Source organism: Dyadobacter frigoris, from assembly GCF_005280585.1.
Lineage (GTDB): Bacteria > Bacteroidota > Bacteroidia > Cytophagales > Spirosomataceae > Dyadobacter > Dyadobacter frigoris.
Genome location: NZ_SZVO01000012.1, coordinates 62,294 through 80,182, shown reverse-complemented (window position 1 = coordinate 80,182; position 17,889 = coordinate 62,294). Strand labels below are relative to the sequence as shown.

The window sequence follows — 17,889 nt, the reverse complement described above, 5'->3', positions numbered from 1 at the left end:
AATACACAATTTACGATCGTTGAAAAATACAGAGACCGGATGCCATTATTAACAAATTGTTAAAAAGCATGATTAATCGGTGTGATTAATAACTTTGTCTGATATTCGATGATTGCGAAATGAGCTTTTACCAAGGTGATTTTCTGTACTCAATAACAATTCGTTAATAGGCATATCTATGAGGGAGCAGGGTGATCAGCAGCAAAAAGATTTTAAAGAACTTTACGACAGGTTCTTTAGAAAGGTATTTGTTTTTGCACACAAGCACACCCGTGATATTGACGAAGCCCAGGATCTGACCCAGGAAGTTTTTTTAAAATTTTGGCTGAACAGGGATTCTTTCTCAGAATTAATTCCTGCCGACGCCCAGCTGCTGACCATTGCCCGCCAACTTGTCATAAACCGCTACAAACGTGAGCTTGTCAGGCAGAAAGTTTATAAAAGCTGGTATGAAAATAAACTGGAATTTTCGTCCTCTGATAATTCCGATCAGCCTTTGCTGACCACCGAGCTGACCACACGGTTTGAATCCGCTCTGGATAACTTACCACCAAAAAGAAGAGAAATCTTCGAAAAAAGTCGTTTTGAAGGACTTTCCTATGAGCAAATAGCACAGCAATTGTCTATTTCGAGAAATACCGTGGAAAGCCAGATGGTTAAAGCACTCCGTTCACTTCGTACAAGTCTTCTGTTTTTTACCTTTATTTTTCTTAGTTAACAATTTCTTCACATACCAGAGTAAAGGTGGTGTCAGAGTTGTTTGTATTCCTATATATAATCAATTATAATGATCAGTCGAGAGCTCTTGCAAAAACTCCGGGAAGGCCGTTGTACCCCTGACGAACTAGCTGTTTTACAGAACTATTTCGATCGGAACGATATGGGCGAAATGAAAGATTTATTAACGGAGGACTGGCAGAATGCTGACAAAATTAACGATCTGCTTCTGCAAAAATCGGCAGATTCTGCCCAAACGTATATCTGGGAACAGCTTAATGGAGTTTTACAAACCGATGTTAAATCAGAGGAATCACTCCCAGACCGAAGAAACAGCCGCAATCTTTGGTATATGGCAGCTGCTTCCGTCACTCTTTTGCTTCTTGCAGGAGCCGGTTGGTTTTTAAGCCATCCTACTGAAAAAGATGAATTCAGCCTGAATGAAAACGTCGAACTGCAATTAAAATGGACGGAAAAACAGAATAACACCAATGAAAAAATGTCCGTTGTACTAAATGACGGCAGCATTGTCACACTTTCTCAGCATAGCAAACTCTCCTACCCTGAAAAGTTTGAGGGACATCTTCGCCAGGTGCGCCTTACGGGCGAAGCTTTTTTTGCTGTACACCGCGATACACTTCACCCTTTTACGATCAGGACCGCAGCGCTCCAGATCCGGGTTTTAGGTACAAGCTTTAACGTTGCAGAAAAAAGTAGATCGATAACCGAAGTAGTTGTTAAATCGGGTAAAGTTATGGTCGCTTCTTTAACCTCAAAAACAAAATTATTTCTAGGTCCGAATGAGCAGGCAGTTGAAAATATACAAGAAGGAAAACTTACGAAAACGCTGGTTTCAATACCTGAAATCGTGAATCCCGATGCTGTAAAAAACAAGTTTGAATTCAATGACATCCCGGTTTCCGAAGCTTTTGAAATCTTGCAGCAGGCGTATCATGTAGAAATTGTTTACGACAAGCAAATCCTGGGAAATTGTCCGCTTACTGCCCGGCTCACTGATCAGCCTTTATTCACAAAACTGGATATGATTTGTGCGAGTATAGGTACGACATATCATCTGGAAGGTACCAAAATTTTTATTGAAGGATCAGGATGTAATAATAATTGACCGATAAATTTTCAATCACCCTAAATGCTGATTTATGTAAAAACCTCGACAATCACCGCATAAAAAAGCCACTGACGCTGGTACCGTCAATGGCTTACGATCACACGAAATGTCCTTTTGCGAACACGCCCGAAAAACGGGTGCGGGATCCTTTTGCCCAACTTTTACAACAATTGAACAAAACATTCAAATTTATGAAATACAAACGACGAAACCGCACATTACTGTGGACTGTCATGAAAATTAGCTTTTCGCAAATAGCAATCATGTTTTGTCTGGCAGGCATTGCCAACGCTATTCCATTGTCTGCCCAGGAATTACTGAGCCGCCGGGTTAGTCTGAATGTCAGCAAAGCGCCGATCCATCTGGTACTTGCCGAACTGGAAAAAACCGCTGATGTGCGGTTTGTATACAGTGCCGCAGTGATTAATTCCAAACAAAAAGTATCGGTGAACGCACAAAACCAGAAACTGGATGTTGTGCTTGAGACCGTTTTCCGCAAGACAAATATTGCCTGGGACGTCATGGGTGGACAAATCGTTCTGAAAAAGAGAACGGGAGAGAGAGATCTCAAAAACGTCGGGTTGGCTTTACCTGAAATAATGTTCAGCCTCGTGGCCAGAAATGTTTCAGGAACCGTCGTGGATGCTGCCAATAATGAAGGGCTTCCGGGTGTAAGTATCCTTATAAAAGGACTCACCAGAGGTACGACAACGGATGAAAAAGGTAATTTCCAGCTTTCCTTGCCTGACGAACCAACAGTGCTTACTTTTTCTTTTGTTGGATATTTATCCCAGGATATTACGGTAAGTTCTCAAAGCCAGATCTCCGTGCGCCTGTCACAGGATACCCGCTCACTGGACGAAGTGGTGGTTACGGCTCTTGGACTTCAGAGAAAAACCAAGTCGCTGGGATATTCCGTGGGAGAAATAAAAAGTGATGCTTTGACCAAAGTACCTCAGGAAAATGCAGTCAACGCCTTGACAGGAAAAATTGCAGGTGTCAGAGTCATCAATACAACACCTGATCTTAACAGTGACCCAATGATTTTAATACGTGGATATACTTCACTTTCAGGAAATAATTCACCTCTAATCGTCGTAGATGGACTTCCAACAGGTAATGATGTCAGCGTACTTTCGGACTTAAGTGCTGATAATATAGAAAGTGTCAGTGTCCTTAAAGGTCCAAGTGCCGCAGCTCTTTATGGATCAAGGGCTGGTAACGGTGTACTTTTAATTACCACCAAAAGCGGAAACAAAGGAAAAAAAGGTCTGGGAATAAGTGTCAATTCTGCTTTTACCGCCACCGTTCCTTATAAATATGTACCGATTCAGCAACAATTTGTAACAGGCTCAAACGGAAATTTTGACCAGACAAGTAACTTATGGTGGGGACCCAAAATGGGAACTTCCGTTGCCCGCTTCGGAACCAACGGTGTGGCTACGCCGCTTGAACCACATCCGGATAATGTGAAAGATTTTGTCAATACCGGCGCGAGTTTTATCAATGATGTTACGATCTCAAATTCCAATGAGAAACTGAGCTTTTCACTATCTGTTTCCGATACAAGAGGAAAAGGTGTGTATCCAAAAAGCAATTTGCGTAAGGATGCAATCGCCCTTTCAGCCACTTATAATTTCACAAACCGGCTAAGTGTGAGCGGAAATTTCAATTATCTGAATTCAGGATCTGATAATAACCGGGGACTTTCTTATGACAATTATCCTTATGAAGATCTATATTTCACTCCGAACTGGCTGGATATTAACGATCTGAAAAATTATTGGAAAGAGCCGAATGTTCAGCAAAATGTTTGGTCAAACGGATTTAATAATCCCTGGTTCACTGTAAATGAAAACATCAATACATTCAGCAAAGTACGTCCATACGGAAATATCAAATTGAACTGGAACATCACAGATGATCTTAGTCTGATGACCCGTGTGGGTGGTTTTAATGAATCTTATATTACCAATAACCGTACTGCCAAATCAGAAAAAGCGGTTCCAAACGGTGGTTATTCCTACATTTCAAGAAGCAATCAGGAAATCAATACCGACTTTCTTTTAAATTATAAGAAAACCCTTGGTGATTTCTCACTGGATGCTTCGGCGGGTGGAAACTTATTTTTTCAAAATAATGCGCTGGCTACGATTACCGGCCAAAGTTTTGTACTTCCGGGATTGTACACGGCCAGCAATATTGACCGCGCGTCAGTGAACTATACTTCAACAAAAAATAACAAAAGAATCAACAGCTTATACGGCATGGCTTCTTTTGGTTACAAGGAAGCTATTTTTCTGGAAGTAACAAGCCGGAATGACTGGTCGAGCACTTTACCGGTAAATAACAGATCTTATTTCTATCCGTCTGCTTCATTAAGTGTTGTAGTTTCTGATTTATTCTCACTTCCGACAGCCATTTCTTTTTTGAAATTAAGAGGAGGCTGGGCGAAAGTTGGTAAGGACACAAACCCTTACAAACTTTCTATGACACTTGACAAATCAACCTGGGGCAGCAACACCGTTTATTCTTTGCCAGGTACTACGCCAACCAGTAATTTACTTCCGGAAAGTATCATTTCTTCCGAGTTAGGATTTGATGCGTCATTTTTCAAAAAACGCATAGGACTTAATTTTACCTATTATGAAGTAGAGGACAAAAAGCAGATTACCGGCGTGTCCGTATCAGGTTCGACAGGTTATACTGCTGCTAATGTAAATGCAGGCGTTGTTCAAAATAAAGGGCTGGAAATTTCGATGCGCCTGGTTCCTGTTCAGACCAAAAATGTGATATGGGATGCGACTTTCAACTTTACCAAGGAAAGAAGCAAGCTGACCGCACTGCCCGAAGGTGTGAGTAATTATCAGTTTTGGAACAGAAATAACATTTACAACCAAACCAGCCTTGGCGGAAAAGTGGGTGATTTGTGGGGGCCTGATGTTAAGCGTGTTACAGAAGGGCAATATGCCGGATGGCCGCTTTTAAACAGCAACGGTGCCGTGCAACAAAGTACAACCAACATAAATCTGGGAAATGTTATGCCGAAGTTCACGCTCGGTTTCCAGACCAATTTAACGGTTAAAAGATTTACGTTTTCAGCAAGCATCGACTGGCGTCAGGGTGGCAAATACTATTCGGAAAGTATGAAGCGATTGACCCGCGACGGTCGTCAGGACAGCTGGCACAAAGGAGACGGATCGAGCACAATGACTGGTATTTTGAGCAACAATTCCTTCAATGGAGATAACAGCAAACTTGCCGCAGAGATCAAATCAAATCCCGGAAAATATAACGCAATGGACGGCCTAACCTATGTAGGTGGCCGTACAGCTGAACTTGGCGGATTTAATTACGGTACAGCAGTTTCAAATGGCTCATTCTTTCCGGGTGTAATTGCTGGTGCCAACGGAGAATACATTGAGAATTTTGGAGAAACAGGCACAAAATATTTCCGTAGTGACCTGATCGCAGATCCGGGAGCAGGCTATTGGAGCCGGGGCGTTCAAACCTGGATTTATGACGCGTCCTTTATCAAATTAAGAGAATTTTCGGTAGCCTATAAACTACCTGAAAGTCTGGCGCGCCATATCGGTTCAAACGGCATGTCATTATCCTTTTTTGTCAGAAACCTGATGTTGTGGACAAAGGCTAAAAATAATCTTGATCCGGAAGCAACCATGATGAATAACAACGATCAGTTCACACCCGGCACAAGCTATCTTTTTGGATTTGACAGAGCTTCGTTTTATCCGTTCTCAATGACATCCGGTGTCAAATTAAATATTCAATTTTAATCAGGTATACCATGATATTGCGACATAAATTTTACTATTTGGGCATATTAGCAATGCCGTTCCTGTTGTCACTGGCGGGTTGCCAGGACCTGACTGAGATCAATCAAAACCCCAATGCGCTTACCGACGACAAGACAAATCCAGCTTATGTATTAACGTCCGTTATCACGGGCACGGCTTCTGAACTGGCGGATATTTCTTTCTCCGGTAATGTGACGCAATGCGTTGCGCCGGCCGCTATGCAGTATGTACAAAGGGATTTCCTGGAATTTAATACAACAAATCAGTTTGCCTGGATCCCGCTTAATTTCGATTACCGTGGTTTGTATCTGCCGATGTCCAATGCAAGTTATCTTGAAAAACGAGCTTCGGGAAATGTTGATTCCTTGTTCATAAAAGGTACATCCAAAACCATGCAGGCGTTATGGTTTGGCGTCCAGTCTTCGTCTTGGGGCGATGTGCCTTACAGTCAGGCATTCAAAGGTACAGATAATTTGCAACCGGCATTTGACAAACAAATTGATGTATTTAAAGGGATCCTGAAAGATTTGGAAGATGCTAATAGTTATTTGGCAAAAACTACGGTTGTTAACTCGTCGGTCATGATTGCGGCTGATGTACTTTATACGGGGAAACTTTTAAAATGGAGACAATTTGCTAATTCGCTGCATTTGAGATATCTCATGCGGTTGTCAGGAAAAGCGGCAGAAATGAAGGCAGCAGGCGTTGATATTGCCAGCGAATTCAATAAAATTGTTTCAGATCCTGCAACTTATCCGTTGATCACAAGTAGTGCGGATGACGCTTCGATCAAATTCCCAGGTACTAACACAACGGATTCTTACACGCTTGGACCTTTGGTCACAACCACAATTTCAGAGTTTTACAGAATCAAAGCAGCTGCTACAATTGTCGATTATTTGAAAGTACGCAATGATCCGCGTTTAACCGTATGGTTTAAGCCAGTAGACGTACAAACGCTTGTTCGCGACAAAGGGGCGGATGTGGTTATTGCAACGGATGCCGCCGGAAAAGTAAAACGATACATAAAATCTTATCAGACAGGAATTGATACATCTTTATATGTAGGTTTGAAAATAGCGCTGACAGATCCTGACAGCTACAACAACAACGTTGCGGCGCAACGTACTCAGGCAGCGGCGCTTAGCAGCAGTGTGTATAACAGCGGTGCAGCAAATCCTTTTGTTTCTTATTTGGGAACGATATTCAGGACAAACACGGATCCGCTTATAAAAAGTGTATTTATTTCAGCATCAGAAGTGAATTTCATACTGGCTGAGGCTTCTTCCCGAGGCTGGATCAAAGGTGCTGCGCCGGATTATCTGGTTGCAGCAGTATCCGCTTCAATGGATCAGTATAGCATTGCAAATGGAGATGTTAAGGTTTATAATCCTTCAACACATGCGATTATTGCTTTTAATAAAACAGAATATCTTGATAAGTTAAAAACGGAATTCAACGCGGCTGCTAATCCGCTTGAAGTTATTATGCAGCAAAAATGGGTTTCATCTTTTGCGACAATGGAAAGCTGGTTTGATTACCGCAGAACGGGCTTCCCTAATATCGCTGGCAATATCCTGAATGGCTCTCAAGGAACAAAAATTCCGTCACGCTTAATGTATGGTGAAAATGAAACAAACTATAACCCAAAAAATACAAGTGATGCTATTTCCAGATTAGTTCCGGCAACTAATGACCAATGGTCAAAAATGTGGCTGCTGCAATAATTGGTTTTAGTTTTAATTTGAAACGGCAATCCAGTGGGTTGCCGTTTTTTTGTTTGGATTTAAAATCATATCTTCCTACAAACCCCCAAAACCCGAACCCAGCAACTTCTCAACATACTTTTCCAGCATCGACAATTTCTCTCCCGGAAGGTTCATAATATTGCTAAACAGGTTTTCAAAATCCTCAGTTATTTGCGGAATCACCACGAAGTCAGTGTCGCTAGGTGTTGTTTTCGAAATGTGGTTAAAAAGTCCCACATTGTTGTTGTAAACCAGACAATCAACCTGAACATTACTTCCAACACGTCTCAAAAATGATCTGTAAATCAAATCATTGACTGATCCCTGATTATTAAAAAGCAATAGTATTTTATGTTTTTCAAGCCTGAGATTTTCAGCAACAAAAAAGCCTTTGTACGGAGCCGACTGGACAATTCCTCTTTTCTTTAAGTTTTCGAGTGCTTTTTCAACAGTTGCTCTGGAAACCTGATAGTGCGCACTCAATTGATTTATAGATGGAAGTCTTTCTCCCTGCTTTAAAATATTTTCCTTCACAGCATTAGACACCGCATTTACCAGTTGCTGATACGTTGGTATTGGGGAGGTTTTTTCAATGGAAAACACATCCATAAACCAGGAATTGATATTTTTATTGGTTTGGCTCATAGGTTATTGATTTTACAGCACGTTCTTTATCAACTACTAAAAGTTATATTCTACCTGTTAGAATTTCCTTTGGGACTCATATTCCATTCAGCAGTTTTATTGGTAACTTTTATAATTCTGTTTTCCAGAGATCTCACCGTAGCGGGATGCCATTTCCCTCCTTCCATAGTTTTAATCCCAAGCTCGGTAAGTTTGTTTGCAATTTCCAGAAGTGTAATAGGTCCGGCTTGTCTTATTTCTTTTAAAACAGGAGCCAGCTTCATAGCAAAATTATCCGCCGGAATACTTCTTTTTGAATTTCTTGCACGAAAATAAACAACACTTTTCTCCTGATTCGAATCCGTCACAACTTCGGATTCTTCATGGCTCTCTCCTTCTTCAAGCCCTGCTTTGTACATTTCACTCAACGCCTTGAAGAACATATAGTGGATATAATCCTCCTCGGACATTTTCGCCTCAAATTTTATTTCCAATATTTGCCGAACAGTTTCCTTCCGGGAATTCTGATTTATCAGGTTTTTTAAAGTCTCACTGCAAAGCGTAAGAAACACAGGGTCCGTTTTATCAATATCATTCATAATTTAAAGGTGGGTTTGATCTCAATTCCAAAAAAATAAAACGTTGGTATTTGTATCAAATACATATGCAAATGGACTTAAAATTATTTAAAACAGAACTACCCACCAGATAGAAACCAAAAGATCATAGACAGACTCTTAAAATTTCCGGTCAAACCTTTTTTCACAGCTGAATTATCAGGATAAAAACTCCATTTTTGCAGCCAAAATTCCGTAGTGCATCCACGAATACTACCTTTATATCGGTTATTATTGATGTTTTGATCTAATTGCCGTAACCTTGCAGCTTAACTTACCGCTATGCTTTCAGGAAAGTCAAAAAATGGTTTGACCATTTTTGTGCACGTCATGGTTTGGGTCCTTCTTGGATTCGTTTTACTTTTTTTTCCACCGCTTACATGGGACATTAAAGTCCCCGCTTCCTTCTGGATCAAGCAGTCGCTGAATATTTTCATTTTGGCAGCTGTATTCTATTTTAATGCACTTTACATGACCCCGAAATTTCTCTTTCAGGAAAAAAGAGCGGTATTCATTATCTGGTTCATTGCTGCATTAGTATTTGTTTTAATTACTGCCAGAATCATTGAAATCAATCTTCACGTTATGGAAGAAATGGCCGCTTTGTCACCAAATAAAAAACCAAAAAGTATCTTTTACCTGGATTTATATCTTTTCATTGTTACACTTTTAGTGCTCGTAATCAGTACTGGTATCGCCGGTGCACAAAGATGGCAGGCTAATGAAAAAAAGCATGAAATGATTGAAAAACAGCATATTGCGTCGGAGTTATCCTTATTAAAAGCACAGATCAATCCACACTTTTTTTTCAATACACTCAATAATATTTATTCACTTACCTATTCCGATATTCCTTTATCCCGGGAAGCTATTTTAAAACTTTCCCGGATGATGCGTTATGTATTGTACGATACCTTGCAGGATAAGGCCATGTTGAGCCAGGAAATTTCCTTTATTAATGATTATATTGAACTGATGAAATTGCGGCTTCACGGACATACAACTTTGGATTTTAATCCGCCACTCACCGACCATGATTATTCCGTAGCACCGATGCTGCTTCTGCCTTTTATTGAAAATGCTTTTAAACACGGAACCAGTTCTCTTGAAAAAACACAGATTTTAATTGATCTCAGCGTTGACAAAGGCAGTTTGTTGCTCAAAGTCTTTAATCACATTCAGGATGAAACAGCTTCTCAGGACTTATCGAGCGGCGGAATTGGATTGGTTAATACAAAAAGAAGACTGGATTTGCTGTACCCGGATCGCTATAAACTGGCCATAGACGAAAACACCGAAAAAGGAACTTATCAGGTTGATTTACAAATTGATTTGTGGTTAATAAATGCATAAACATTCTCCATGTCAGGTCAGGATATCCTTTTGAATTGCATCACAGTCGACGACGAACCGCTCGCACTTAACCTTATCAATACTTTTGTTGAGCAAACGCCCTTTTTAAGTTTGAAAGGAAGTTATGCCAACGGAATCGAAGCACTGCAAGCCATTCATAGCCAACCCATTGATCTTATTATATTAGACATACAAATGCCTCATTTGAATGGAATGGAACTTGCCCGGGTTATTAACCAAAATAGTACAACTCCTATCGCGAAAATTATATTTACCACGGCGTATAATCAATTTGCACTGGAAGCTTTCAAGGTAAACGCGCTGGATTATTTGCTAAAACCGTTTGGTTATGATGCGTTTTTAAATGCAGCGTTAAGGGTTAAAAATTATTTTGAACTGCTGAACGGAAATACCGTCCTGCCTGATGAAAGCACCGAAAATTGCATGTTTGTTAAAGCGGATTACAAACTGGTCCGTGTTGATTTTGATTCCGTGCTGTATCTTGAATCGGTTAAGGATAATGTTAAAATACATTTAACCCCTCCTCTAAAACCTATCATTACACTAAGCAGCCTTAAATCGATAGAAGATAAATTGCCCGCTTCCAGGTTTCTTCGTTTACACCGCTCTTTTATTATTTCTCTTTCAAAAGTTGATTCCATTAGTAAAAATGCGGTACATATCGGCACCACAGAAATCGCAGTTGGGGAATTGTACAAAGACGCTTTTAAGAAATTGACAGGAAACTGGATCTGATTAAAATACAATTTTTAAACATTAAGCAAAATCAAATGCCAACGCAGGAACTAACCTTGGTGTTTTAACCTTTTTTATAAATCAGATCAATTTTTACATTATAGATGGGCTTCGGTAATTTTTTAAATACCTTTGCCGCATTAAAAATATATCATGATTTACTTCTTTTCCAACGACCGCAATACTGTCTTTGCTCTGCAAATTGAACAAACCCTCACTCAGGCAAATATTTCTAAATTATCCTGGCTTTTTGGTAACGCCCAGCTCAGCGAAGAAACTGTACTGAAAGGATTTTTTGTAGGGCCGCGTGCTGCGATGATTACCCCATGGAGTACCAACGCCGTGGAAATTACCCAGAACATGGATATCCATGGCATTATCAGGATTGAGGAGTTTTTAAAAGTTGAAGAGGATTTTACAGGTTTTGACCCGATGCTGTCGCAAAAATACAGCGAGCTTAACCAGCAAATTTACACCATCAGCATCCAGCCTGAATCTATTCTTGAAATTAAGGATATTGCTGAATACAATCAGCAGGAAGGTTTGTCGCTAAGCTCCGAAGAAATAGATTACCTTAATAAGCTATCAGAAAAACTGGATCGCAAACTTACCGACTCGGAAGTTTTTGGTTTTTCTCAGGTGAATTCGGAGCATTGCCGTCACAAAATTTTCAACGGAACTTTTGTTATTGACGGAGAAGAACAGCCATCTTCTTTATTCAAACTGATACGCAAAACGTCGGAAACCAATCCAAATGGGATTGTTTCTGCTTATAAAGATAATGTTGCTTTTGTAAAAGGACCGCGCGTTCAGCAATTTGCTCCGAAACGTCCGGATGTTCCTGAATACTACGAAACAAAAGATTTTGATTCTGTAATTTCCCTTAAAGCGGAAACGCACAACTTCCCGACTACGGTTGAGCCTTTTAACGGCGCAGCAACCGGATCAGGAGGAGAAATCAGAGACAGACTTGCCGGTGGACAGGGTTCTTTGCCACTAGCGGGAACGGCTGTTTATATGACTTCTTTTTCTCGTTTGGAAGAAAATCGTCCGTGGGAACAACCGATGGCGGAAAGGCCGTGGTTATACCAGACACCGATGGATATTCTTATTAAAGCATCTAATGGTGCTTCTGATTTTGGAAATAAATTCGGACAGCCTTTGATCGTCGGATCTTTGCTAACCTTTGAGCATGAAGAAGATGCCAGAAAACTTGGTTACGACAAAGTGATCATGCAGGCAGGTGGAATCGGATATGGGAAAGCGGATCAGGCTCAAAAAGAAAAACCTTCTGTTGATGATAAAATTGTAGTACTGGGCGGTGAAAATTACCGGATCGGTATGGGTGGCGCGGCAGTATCCTCGGCAGACACCGGTGCGATGAGCTCTGGAATTGAGCTTAATGCGGTACAACGCTCTAATCCGGAAATGCAGAAAAGAGTTGCCAATGCCGTTCGCGGAATGGTTGAAAGCGATCATAATACGATTGTTTCCATTCACGACCATGGAGCAGGCGGGCACTTAAACTGTCTTTCTGAACTTGTGGAAGAAACAGGTGGGAAAATTGATCTTGATAAATTGCCGGTGGGTGATCCTACCCTTTCTGCAAAAGAAATAATCGGAAACGAATCCCAGGAACGTATGGGACTTGTGATCGGACAGAAAAATATTGATACGCTTCAAAGAATAGCAGACCGCGAAAGAGCACCGATGTATACTGTCGGACAAGTAACTTCGGATCACCGCTTTACTTTTGAATCTTCTTCCACGGGTGCAAAACCGATGGATCTGGAAATGGATGATATGTTTGGCAGCTCGCCAAAAGTGATCATGCACGACAAAACGGTTGACAGAAAATATCAGCCTGTAACTTACGACCAGAAAGAACTTCATGCCTATCTGTTGCAACTTCTTCAACTGGAAGCTGTGGCGAGTAAGGATTGGCTTACCAATAAAGTGGATCGTTGTGTAGGCGGCCGTGTAGCGAAACAGCAATGTGCTGGTCCGCTTCAATTGCCATTGAACAATGTTGGCGTAATGGCGCTTGATTATAAAGGAAAAGAAGGAATCGCGACCTCAATCGGTCACGCTCCTCTTTCTGCCTTGATCGATCCTGCTGCGGGAAGTCGTAACGCGATTGCAGAATCCCTTTCGAATATTATCTGGGCACCTTTGCAGGACGGACTTGCGAGCGTTTCGCTTTCTGCCAACTGGATGTGGGCTTGTAAAAATGAAGGTGAAGATGCGCGTTTATATGCAGCCGTAAAAGCATGTTCCGAATTTGCGATCAGTCTTGGGATCAATATTCCTACGGGAAAAGATTCCTTGTCGATGAAACAAAAATATAAAGACGCAGAAGTGATCGCTCCGGGAACTGTGATTATTTCAGCAGCCGGACATTGCGATGATATTACCGCAGTAATCGAACCAGTACTTCAAAAAGACGGAGGTGCGATTTATTATATCAATCTTTCAGAAGATCTTTATAAACTGGGCGGTTCTTCTTTTGCCCAGATCTTGGGTAAAATCGGAACGGAAACACCGGACATTAAAAACGCGGAATCATTCAAAAATACTTTTAACACGATTCAACAATTAATTAAAGCTGGTAAAATTCAGGCGGGCCATGATATTGGCAGCGGCGGATTAATTACTACACTTCTTGAAATGTGTTTTGCGGATCGTGATCTTGGCGCTAATATTGATCTTTCATCTTTATCTGACCAGGATATCATCACCAAACTTTTCTCTGAAAATATCGGAATCGTTTTCCAGGCAGATTCAGAGGCCGAATCTGTTCTTGGAGCTGCTGGTGTTGAATTCCATAAAATCGGAACAGTAACTTCTACTACAACATTGACGGTTAAAGATCAGTCAGGAACTCAGGATTTTGCAATCGACGAACTTCGTGATGTTTGGTTTAAAACTTCCTATTTGTTAGATAAAAAACAAAGCGGACCGGTTAAAGCAAAAGAACGTTTTGACAACTATAAAAACCATGTATTGCAATACAATTTCCCATTGCAATTTGATGGTAAAAAGCCAGTAATTGATCCATCTAAACCAAGACCAAAAGCGGCTGTTATCCGGGAAAAAGGCAGCAACTCGGAAAGAGAATTGGCCAATGCAATGTATCTGGCAGGTTTTGATGTAAAAGATGTCCACATGACGGATCTGATCTCTGGCCGTGAAACGCTGGAAGATATTCAGTTTATCGGTGCTGTGGGTGGGTTTTCAAACTCAGATGTTTTGGGTTCTGCCAAAGGCTGGGCGGGTGCATTTCTTTACAATGAAAAGGCAAAAATCGCTTTGGAAAACTTCTTCAAACGCGAGGATACGCTATCGGTTGGTATTTGTAACGGATGCCAGTTGTTTATAGAACTTGGCCTTATCAATGAAGATCATGAAGAAAAACCTAAAATGCTTCACAACGAAAGTAAAAAGCATGAAAGCGGTTTTACGTCACTGACTATACAGGAAAATAATTCGGTAATGCTTTCCACTTTGGCCGGCAGCACGCTCGGTGTATGGATTTCTCATGGTGAGGGTAAGTTTGAACTTCCTTACACAGAAGATAAATACAGCATCGTAGCGAAATATGGTTACGAGTCTTATCCTGCTAATCCAAACGGTTCTGATTTCAACACGGCTATGCTTTGCGATAAATCAGGAAGACATTTGGTAATGATGCCGCACATTGAAAGATCACTCTTCCAGTGGCACTGGGCGAATTATCCAAAAGGAAGAAAAGACGAAGTTTCTCCATGGATGGAAGCGTTTGTGAACGCGAGATTGTGGTTGGAAAAGTAAGAAGCTGATATAAATAAAGTTAAAAAACACCCTCAATAGACTTAATCGTTTATTGAGGGTGTTTTGTTTTTATATTGAATCGACAAAGTAGGCAAAAGCCCATAATTAATTTATAGTAGATTGGATTTGATATTTTGTTTTAAGTTTCCAAAGGTAACTTACTTTGAGAATCATCATAAATACCATCCTCCCTAACAGCCATGAAAAGTTTAATAGCCATTGTATTTCTTCACCTCATAAGTTTTTTATCTGTAAAAAGTCAAAATCTGTCGGGCTCCTGGTCAGGAGAAATCACCCAGGAAAATCCTGAATATAAAAACGGCACGGTTGAAATATCTCTATATCAGGTCGGTGTATTTCTGAGTGGCCAAATAAAAACAAATCATTCAAAAGGTTTTGTCATACAAAAATTCAGAGGAATGATTACCAACTATAAAGTTGTAATGATAGAATATGAAGTAATCAGTGAATCGTCAAACAAACTTCCTTGGTGCCTGAAAATTCTGGAAGGTTATCTATTTACTGATTATGGTACAGGAAAATCTGAAATTAGAGGAAAGTGGGTAAGTCATAAAGCCCATCAATCTGGAAATTATATAGAGGGTGACTGTCCTCCCGGTACGTTTGATATTAAACAAGTAACACTTAATGAACAATCTACACACAAATCCTCTGCTGCAGGAAAAATATTAGAGCAAAAAAAATCAGAGGCAATTCAAGTAATCCGAAAGGAAAATGAAATTCAGAAACGAGACAATACTTCAAACGCTGCTAAACCCAAGCTCGGTGAAAAAGTAATTTTAGCTATTCAATTTGAGCAGAGTAAAGCGATTATTTTACCTTCTTCTAAACCCGAATTAGACAGAATCTTGAATTATCTTGTACAATTCCCTACTATGGAGATTGATTTATCCGGCCATACGGACAACCGTGGTGATGCTATTAAAAACTATAAATTGTCAGAAGAACGGGTCGGAATTGTAAAAAAATATCTGACAGACCATGGCATTGCCAGTCGAAGGATTACAGGAAAGGGTTATGGAAGTAAAATTCCTGTGGCCCGGAATGATAGTGAAGAAAACCGTAAAAGAAACCGGCGTGTAGAAATGAAGGTTACGAAGGAATAATTAATGACATATTCACTTGATATATATCGCTGTTACACTAATCATACCAAAAATGAATGACAATTTAGATCATCAAAACATATCATTCAGGCCGATCCGGCTGAGTGATGCTCATGATATTTTAAATATTGTCAATTATTATATTTCAGAAACGACATTTCATTTTTCCGATGAACCAATTGAGATCAGCGCGGTCTATGATTTGATAATGAAAGAAACTAATCTTCCCAGGTACGTAATTCAAAGTGAAGAAAAAATCATCGGATTTGGCTATGCTTATGATTTCAGACCGGAAAATACTTTTTCAGAAACCGTTAAACTTACTTATTGGCTAAAATCCACATGTACAGGAAAAGGGATTGGAAGCAAATTTTATCATATTCTCGAAAACGAACTTAGTCTTTTGGGCATCAAAAATATTTTAGTCAATATTTCCTCTAAAAACCTGGTTAGTCTGAACTTTCATAAGAAGTTAGGCTATGTTGAATGTGGAAATTTTAAAGGAATCGCTCACAAAAAAGGGACATATTTTGATATTATCTGGTTACAGAAAACTTTACAAGAAATGACTAAATAATCTATCTCAAAATTTAAATGCCATTTTTCAGTTCTTCGCCTTCAAAGACTTAATGAACAACACAGCCATCAATCCACCCAAAAATCCAAGTCCGGCAGAAATACGCATAATAATTGCATAGGCGCGGATAAACGATGCATGATAAGCACTCATCACGATTGATTTCTCCGACTTTTCAATCTCGAAAGGTACTTTTGCATTTCCCAAATTGGCGGCTTCTTTCAGAATTTCAGTTTTTTGAGCATTACTAAAAGAAGATTTATCCAACTGATCAGCCAATGCTCCTGAGAAAAACAAAACCGCCAATGCGCCGAAAATTGCATTTGCAAAAACATTGGCAATTCTGGTCATTGCATTATTAACACCGGAAGCGGTTCCTGAAAAATGATCGCTGACTGAGCCCATAACGGCCGTCGTCAAAGGAGCAACTGTGAAAGACATACCCAGGCCGAAAACCAAAATTCCCGGAAAAAATGTCGTCCAATAATCTGACGGACCGTTGGTTTGTTTTACAAAAGATAATATCAACAAACCGATTCCTGTTGTCATTGGACCAGCGATCAGGAAAATCCTTGGGCCATATTTATCTGCCAGTTTCCCGGCATACCTGGCCAGCAAAATCATCAGCATTGTAAAAGGTAAAAAAGTGAGTCCGGATTCGAACTGACTATATCCCTGGACCTGTACCAGATTGAGTGACAAAAACAGCATTCCGCCCCCAAGTCCAGCATAGAGAAAGAAGGTAAGCAAATTGGCTCCGCTGAAAGTAACACTGGAAAATAGACTCAATGGCATCATCGGATTGGCACTTTTGTGTTGCAGATAAACAAAAAGTACGATCAGAGAAATACCAGCACCAAGAGAAATGTATGTTTGATAATTATTAAAACCAATCGACGGCATTCTCAAAAAAGCAAGTGTTAATGTGGCAAGTGCCAAAGCAATCACAATGGCTCCGACAAAATCCAGCGGTTTACCAGAAGGTATTTCTTCAGTCACTTTAACCCGTAACCACAACATGATCAAAGCAGCCGCGCCGATGGGCACATTTATAAAGAAAATATAACGCCAAAGACCTGCATCGGCCAAAGCGCCACCAAGAATTGGTCCGCCAATGGTTACTACGGTCGTAAATGCCGACCAGGTTCCAATCGCTTTCCCCCGCTCCTTTTCATTGATTGAAGAAGAAATCAACGACAAACTTCCTGGGATCATCAGTGCGCCTCCAACTCCCTGGATCAATCTAAAAATAACCAGCCAGGTAACTGTTGGACAAAATCCGCAGGCGGCAGAACCAGCTATAAAAATGGCAATGCCGACCATGAAAACTTTTTTGCGACCCAGATTATCTCCCAAAGTTCCTCCAATCAAAATCAGGGATGCGAGCATAAGCAGATAAGCGTTTAAGATCCAGAAAAGGTCGCTGCCTGTCGCGCCCAGACTATTTTGCAGCGAAGGCAAAATGACATTCAGCGCGGTGCTGTCAATAAAAGCCATCGCCGAAGCCAATATGACTGACGCCATAATCCATTTCCCCTCCGTACTCGCAATTGCAACTGTCGACATTTTTTGAGAGTATAAGCTGGTTCGATAGGTTTACTCAACATTAATTC

The 17,889-nt window shown here is 40.5% G+C and carries 12 protein-coding genes; 9 read left to right on the top strand and 3 right to left on the bottom strand.

Going from position 1 to position 17,889, the window contains the following annotated elements; genetic code table 11:
- Positions 1-178: 178 nt before the first annotated feature.
- From FDK13_RS23590 to FDK13_RS23575, 4 genes are all read left to right on the top strand, one after another.
- Complete coding sequence (locus FDK13_RS23590) at positions 179-718, top strand: RNA polymerase sigma-70 factor (protein WP_137342474.1); 540 nt, start codon at positions 179-181, stop codon at positions 716-718.
- Positions 719-787: 69 nt separating this feature from the next.
- Entirely contained in the window at positions 788-1,843 is a 1,056-nt protein-coding gene (locus FDK13_RS23585) for a FecR family protein (RefSeq protein WP_137342473.1), read from the top strand.
- Positions 1,844-2,037: 194 nt separating this feature from the next.
- Positions 2,038-5,643: a SusC/RagA family TonB-linked outer membrane protein gene (locus FDK13_RS23580; protein WP_170982897.1), complete on the top strand. Its 3,606-nt coding sequence runs from the start codon at positions 2,038-2,040 to the stop codon at positions 5,641-5,643.
- 38 nt (positions 5,644-5,681) lie between these two features.
- Positions 5,682-7,391, top strand: a complete 1,710-nt coding sequence (locus FDK13_RS23575; RefSeq protein ID WP_170982896.1) for a SusD/RagB family nutrient-binding outer membrane lipoprotein — start codon at positions 5,682-5,684, stop codon at positions 7,389-7,391.
- A gap of 75 nt (positions 7,392-7,466) precedes the next feature.
- Here FDK13_RS23575 and FDK13_RS23570 read toward each other — a convergent pair whose 3' ends face one another.
- Both FDK13_RS23570 and FDK13_RS23565 read right to left on the bottom strand, forming a co-directional pair.
- A complete protein-coding gene (locus FDK13_RS23570) occupies positions 7,467-8,057 on the bottom strand; it encodes a GntR family transcriptional regulator (RefSeq protein ID WP_137342470.1) in 591 nt (196 codons plus the stop codon).
- Positions 8,058-8,107: 50 nt separating this feature from the next.
- Positions 8,108-8,635 carry a hypothetical protein gene (locus FDK13_RS23565; protein WP_137342469.1) on the bottom strand — a complete coding sequence of 176 codons (528 nt, stop codon included), beginning with the start codon at positions 8,633-8,635 and terminating at the stop codon, positions 8,108-8,110.
- Positions 8,636-8,935: 300 nt separating this feature from the next.
- Between FDK13_RS23565 and FDK13_RS23560 the strand changes: the two genes are divergently transcribed.
- The 5 genes from FDK13_RS23560 to FDK13_RS23540 all read left to right on the top strand — a co-directional run bounded on the left by FDK13_RS23560 (position 8,936) and on the right by FDK13_RS23540 (position 16,276).
- The gene (locus FDK13_RS23560) at positions 8,936-10,006 is read left to right on the top strand and encodes a sensor histidine kinase (RefSeq protein WP_137342468.1); all 1,071 of its coding nucleotides are present in this window, start codon (positions 8,936-8,938) and stop codon (positions 10,004-10,006) included.
- Positions 10,007-10,015: 9 nt separating this feature from the next.
- A complete protein-coding gene (locus FDK13_RS23555; protein ID WP_310588138.1) occupies positions 10,016-10,762 on the top strand; it encodes a LytR/AlgR family response regulator transcription factor in 747 nt (248 codons plus the stop codon).
- Positions 10,763-10,915: 153 nt separating this feature from the next.
- A complete protein-coding gene (purL, locus tag FDK13_RS23550; protein WP_137342467.1) occupies positions 10,916-14,572 on the top strand; it encodes a phosphoribosylformylglycinamidine synthase in 3,657 nt (1,218 codons plus the stop codon).
- 419 nt (positions 14,573-14,991) lie between these two features.
- The gene (locus FDK13_RS23545; protein WP_170982895.1) at positions 14,992-15,699 is read left to right on the top strand and encodes an OmpA family protein; all 708 of its coding nucleotides are present in this window, start codon (positions 14,992-14,994) and stop codon (positions 15,697-15,699) included.
- 52 nt (positions 15,700-15,751) lie between these two features.
- Entirely contained in the window at positions 15,752-16,276 is a 525-nt protein-coding gene (locus FDK13_RS23540) for a GNAT family N-acetyltransferase (RefSeq protein WP_137342465.1), read from the top strand.
- Positions 16,277-16,303: 27 nt separating this feature from the next.
- On the opposite strand, the gene FDK13_RS23535 is transcribed toward FDK13_RS23540, so the two are convergent.
- Positions 16,304-17,842 carry an MFS transporter gene (locus FDK13_RS23535; protein WP_137342464.1) on the bottom strand — a complete coding sequence of 513 codons (1,539 nt, stop codon included), beginning with the start codon at positions 17,840-17,842 and terminating at the stop codon, positions 16,304-16,306.
- Positions 17,843-17,889 lie beyond the last annotated feature (47 nt).

Excerpts from the sequence above, each read along its gene's own strand:
- FDK13_RS23590 (WP_137342474.1), top strand. The coding sequence starts at position 179 with ATGAGGGAGCAGGGTGATCAGCAGCAAAAAGATTTTAAAGAACTTTAC.
- FDK13_RS23585 (WP_137342473.1), top strand. The coding sequence starts at position 788 with ATGATCAGTCGAGAGCTCTTGCAAAAACTCCGGGAAGGCCGTTGTACC.
- FDK13_RS23580 (WP_170982897.1), top strand. The coding sequence starts at position 2,038 with ATGAAATACAAACGACGAAACCGCACATTACTGTGGACTGTCATGAAA.
- FDK13_RS23570 (WP_137342470.1), bottom strand. The coding sequence starts at position 8,057 with ATGAGCCAAACCAATAAAAATATCAATTCCTGGTTTATGGATGTGTTT.
- FDK13_RS23565 (WP_137342469.1), bottom strand. The coding sequence starts at position 8,635 with ATGAATGATATTGATAAAACGGACCCTGTGTTTCTTACGCTTTGCAGT.
- FDK13_RS23560 (WP_137342468.1), top strand. The coding sequence starts at position 8,936 with ATGCTTTCAGGAAAGTCAAAAAATGGTTTGACCATTTTTGTGCACGTC.
- FDK13_RS23555 (WP_310588138.1), top strand. The coding sequence starts at position 10,016 with ATGTCAGGTCAGGATATCCTTTTGAATTGCATCACAGTCGACGACGAA.
- purL (WP_137342467.1), top strand. The coding sequence starts at position 10,916 with ATGATTTACTTCTTTTCCAACGACCGCAATACTGTCTTTGCTCTGCAA.
- FDK13_RS23545 (WP_170982895.1), top strand. The coding sequence starts at position 14,992 with ATGATTACCAACTATAAAGTTGTAATGATAGAATATGAAGTAATCAGT.
- FDK13_RS23540 (WP_137342465.1), top strand. The coding sequence starts at position 15,752 with ATGAATGACAATTTAGATCATCAAAACATATCATTCAGGCCGATCCGG.
- FDK13_RS23535 (WP_137342464.1), bottom strand. The coding sequence starts at position 17,842 with ATGTCGACAGTTGCAATTGCGAGTACGGAGGGGAAATGGATTATGGCG.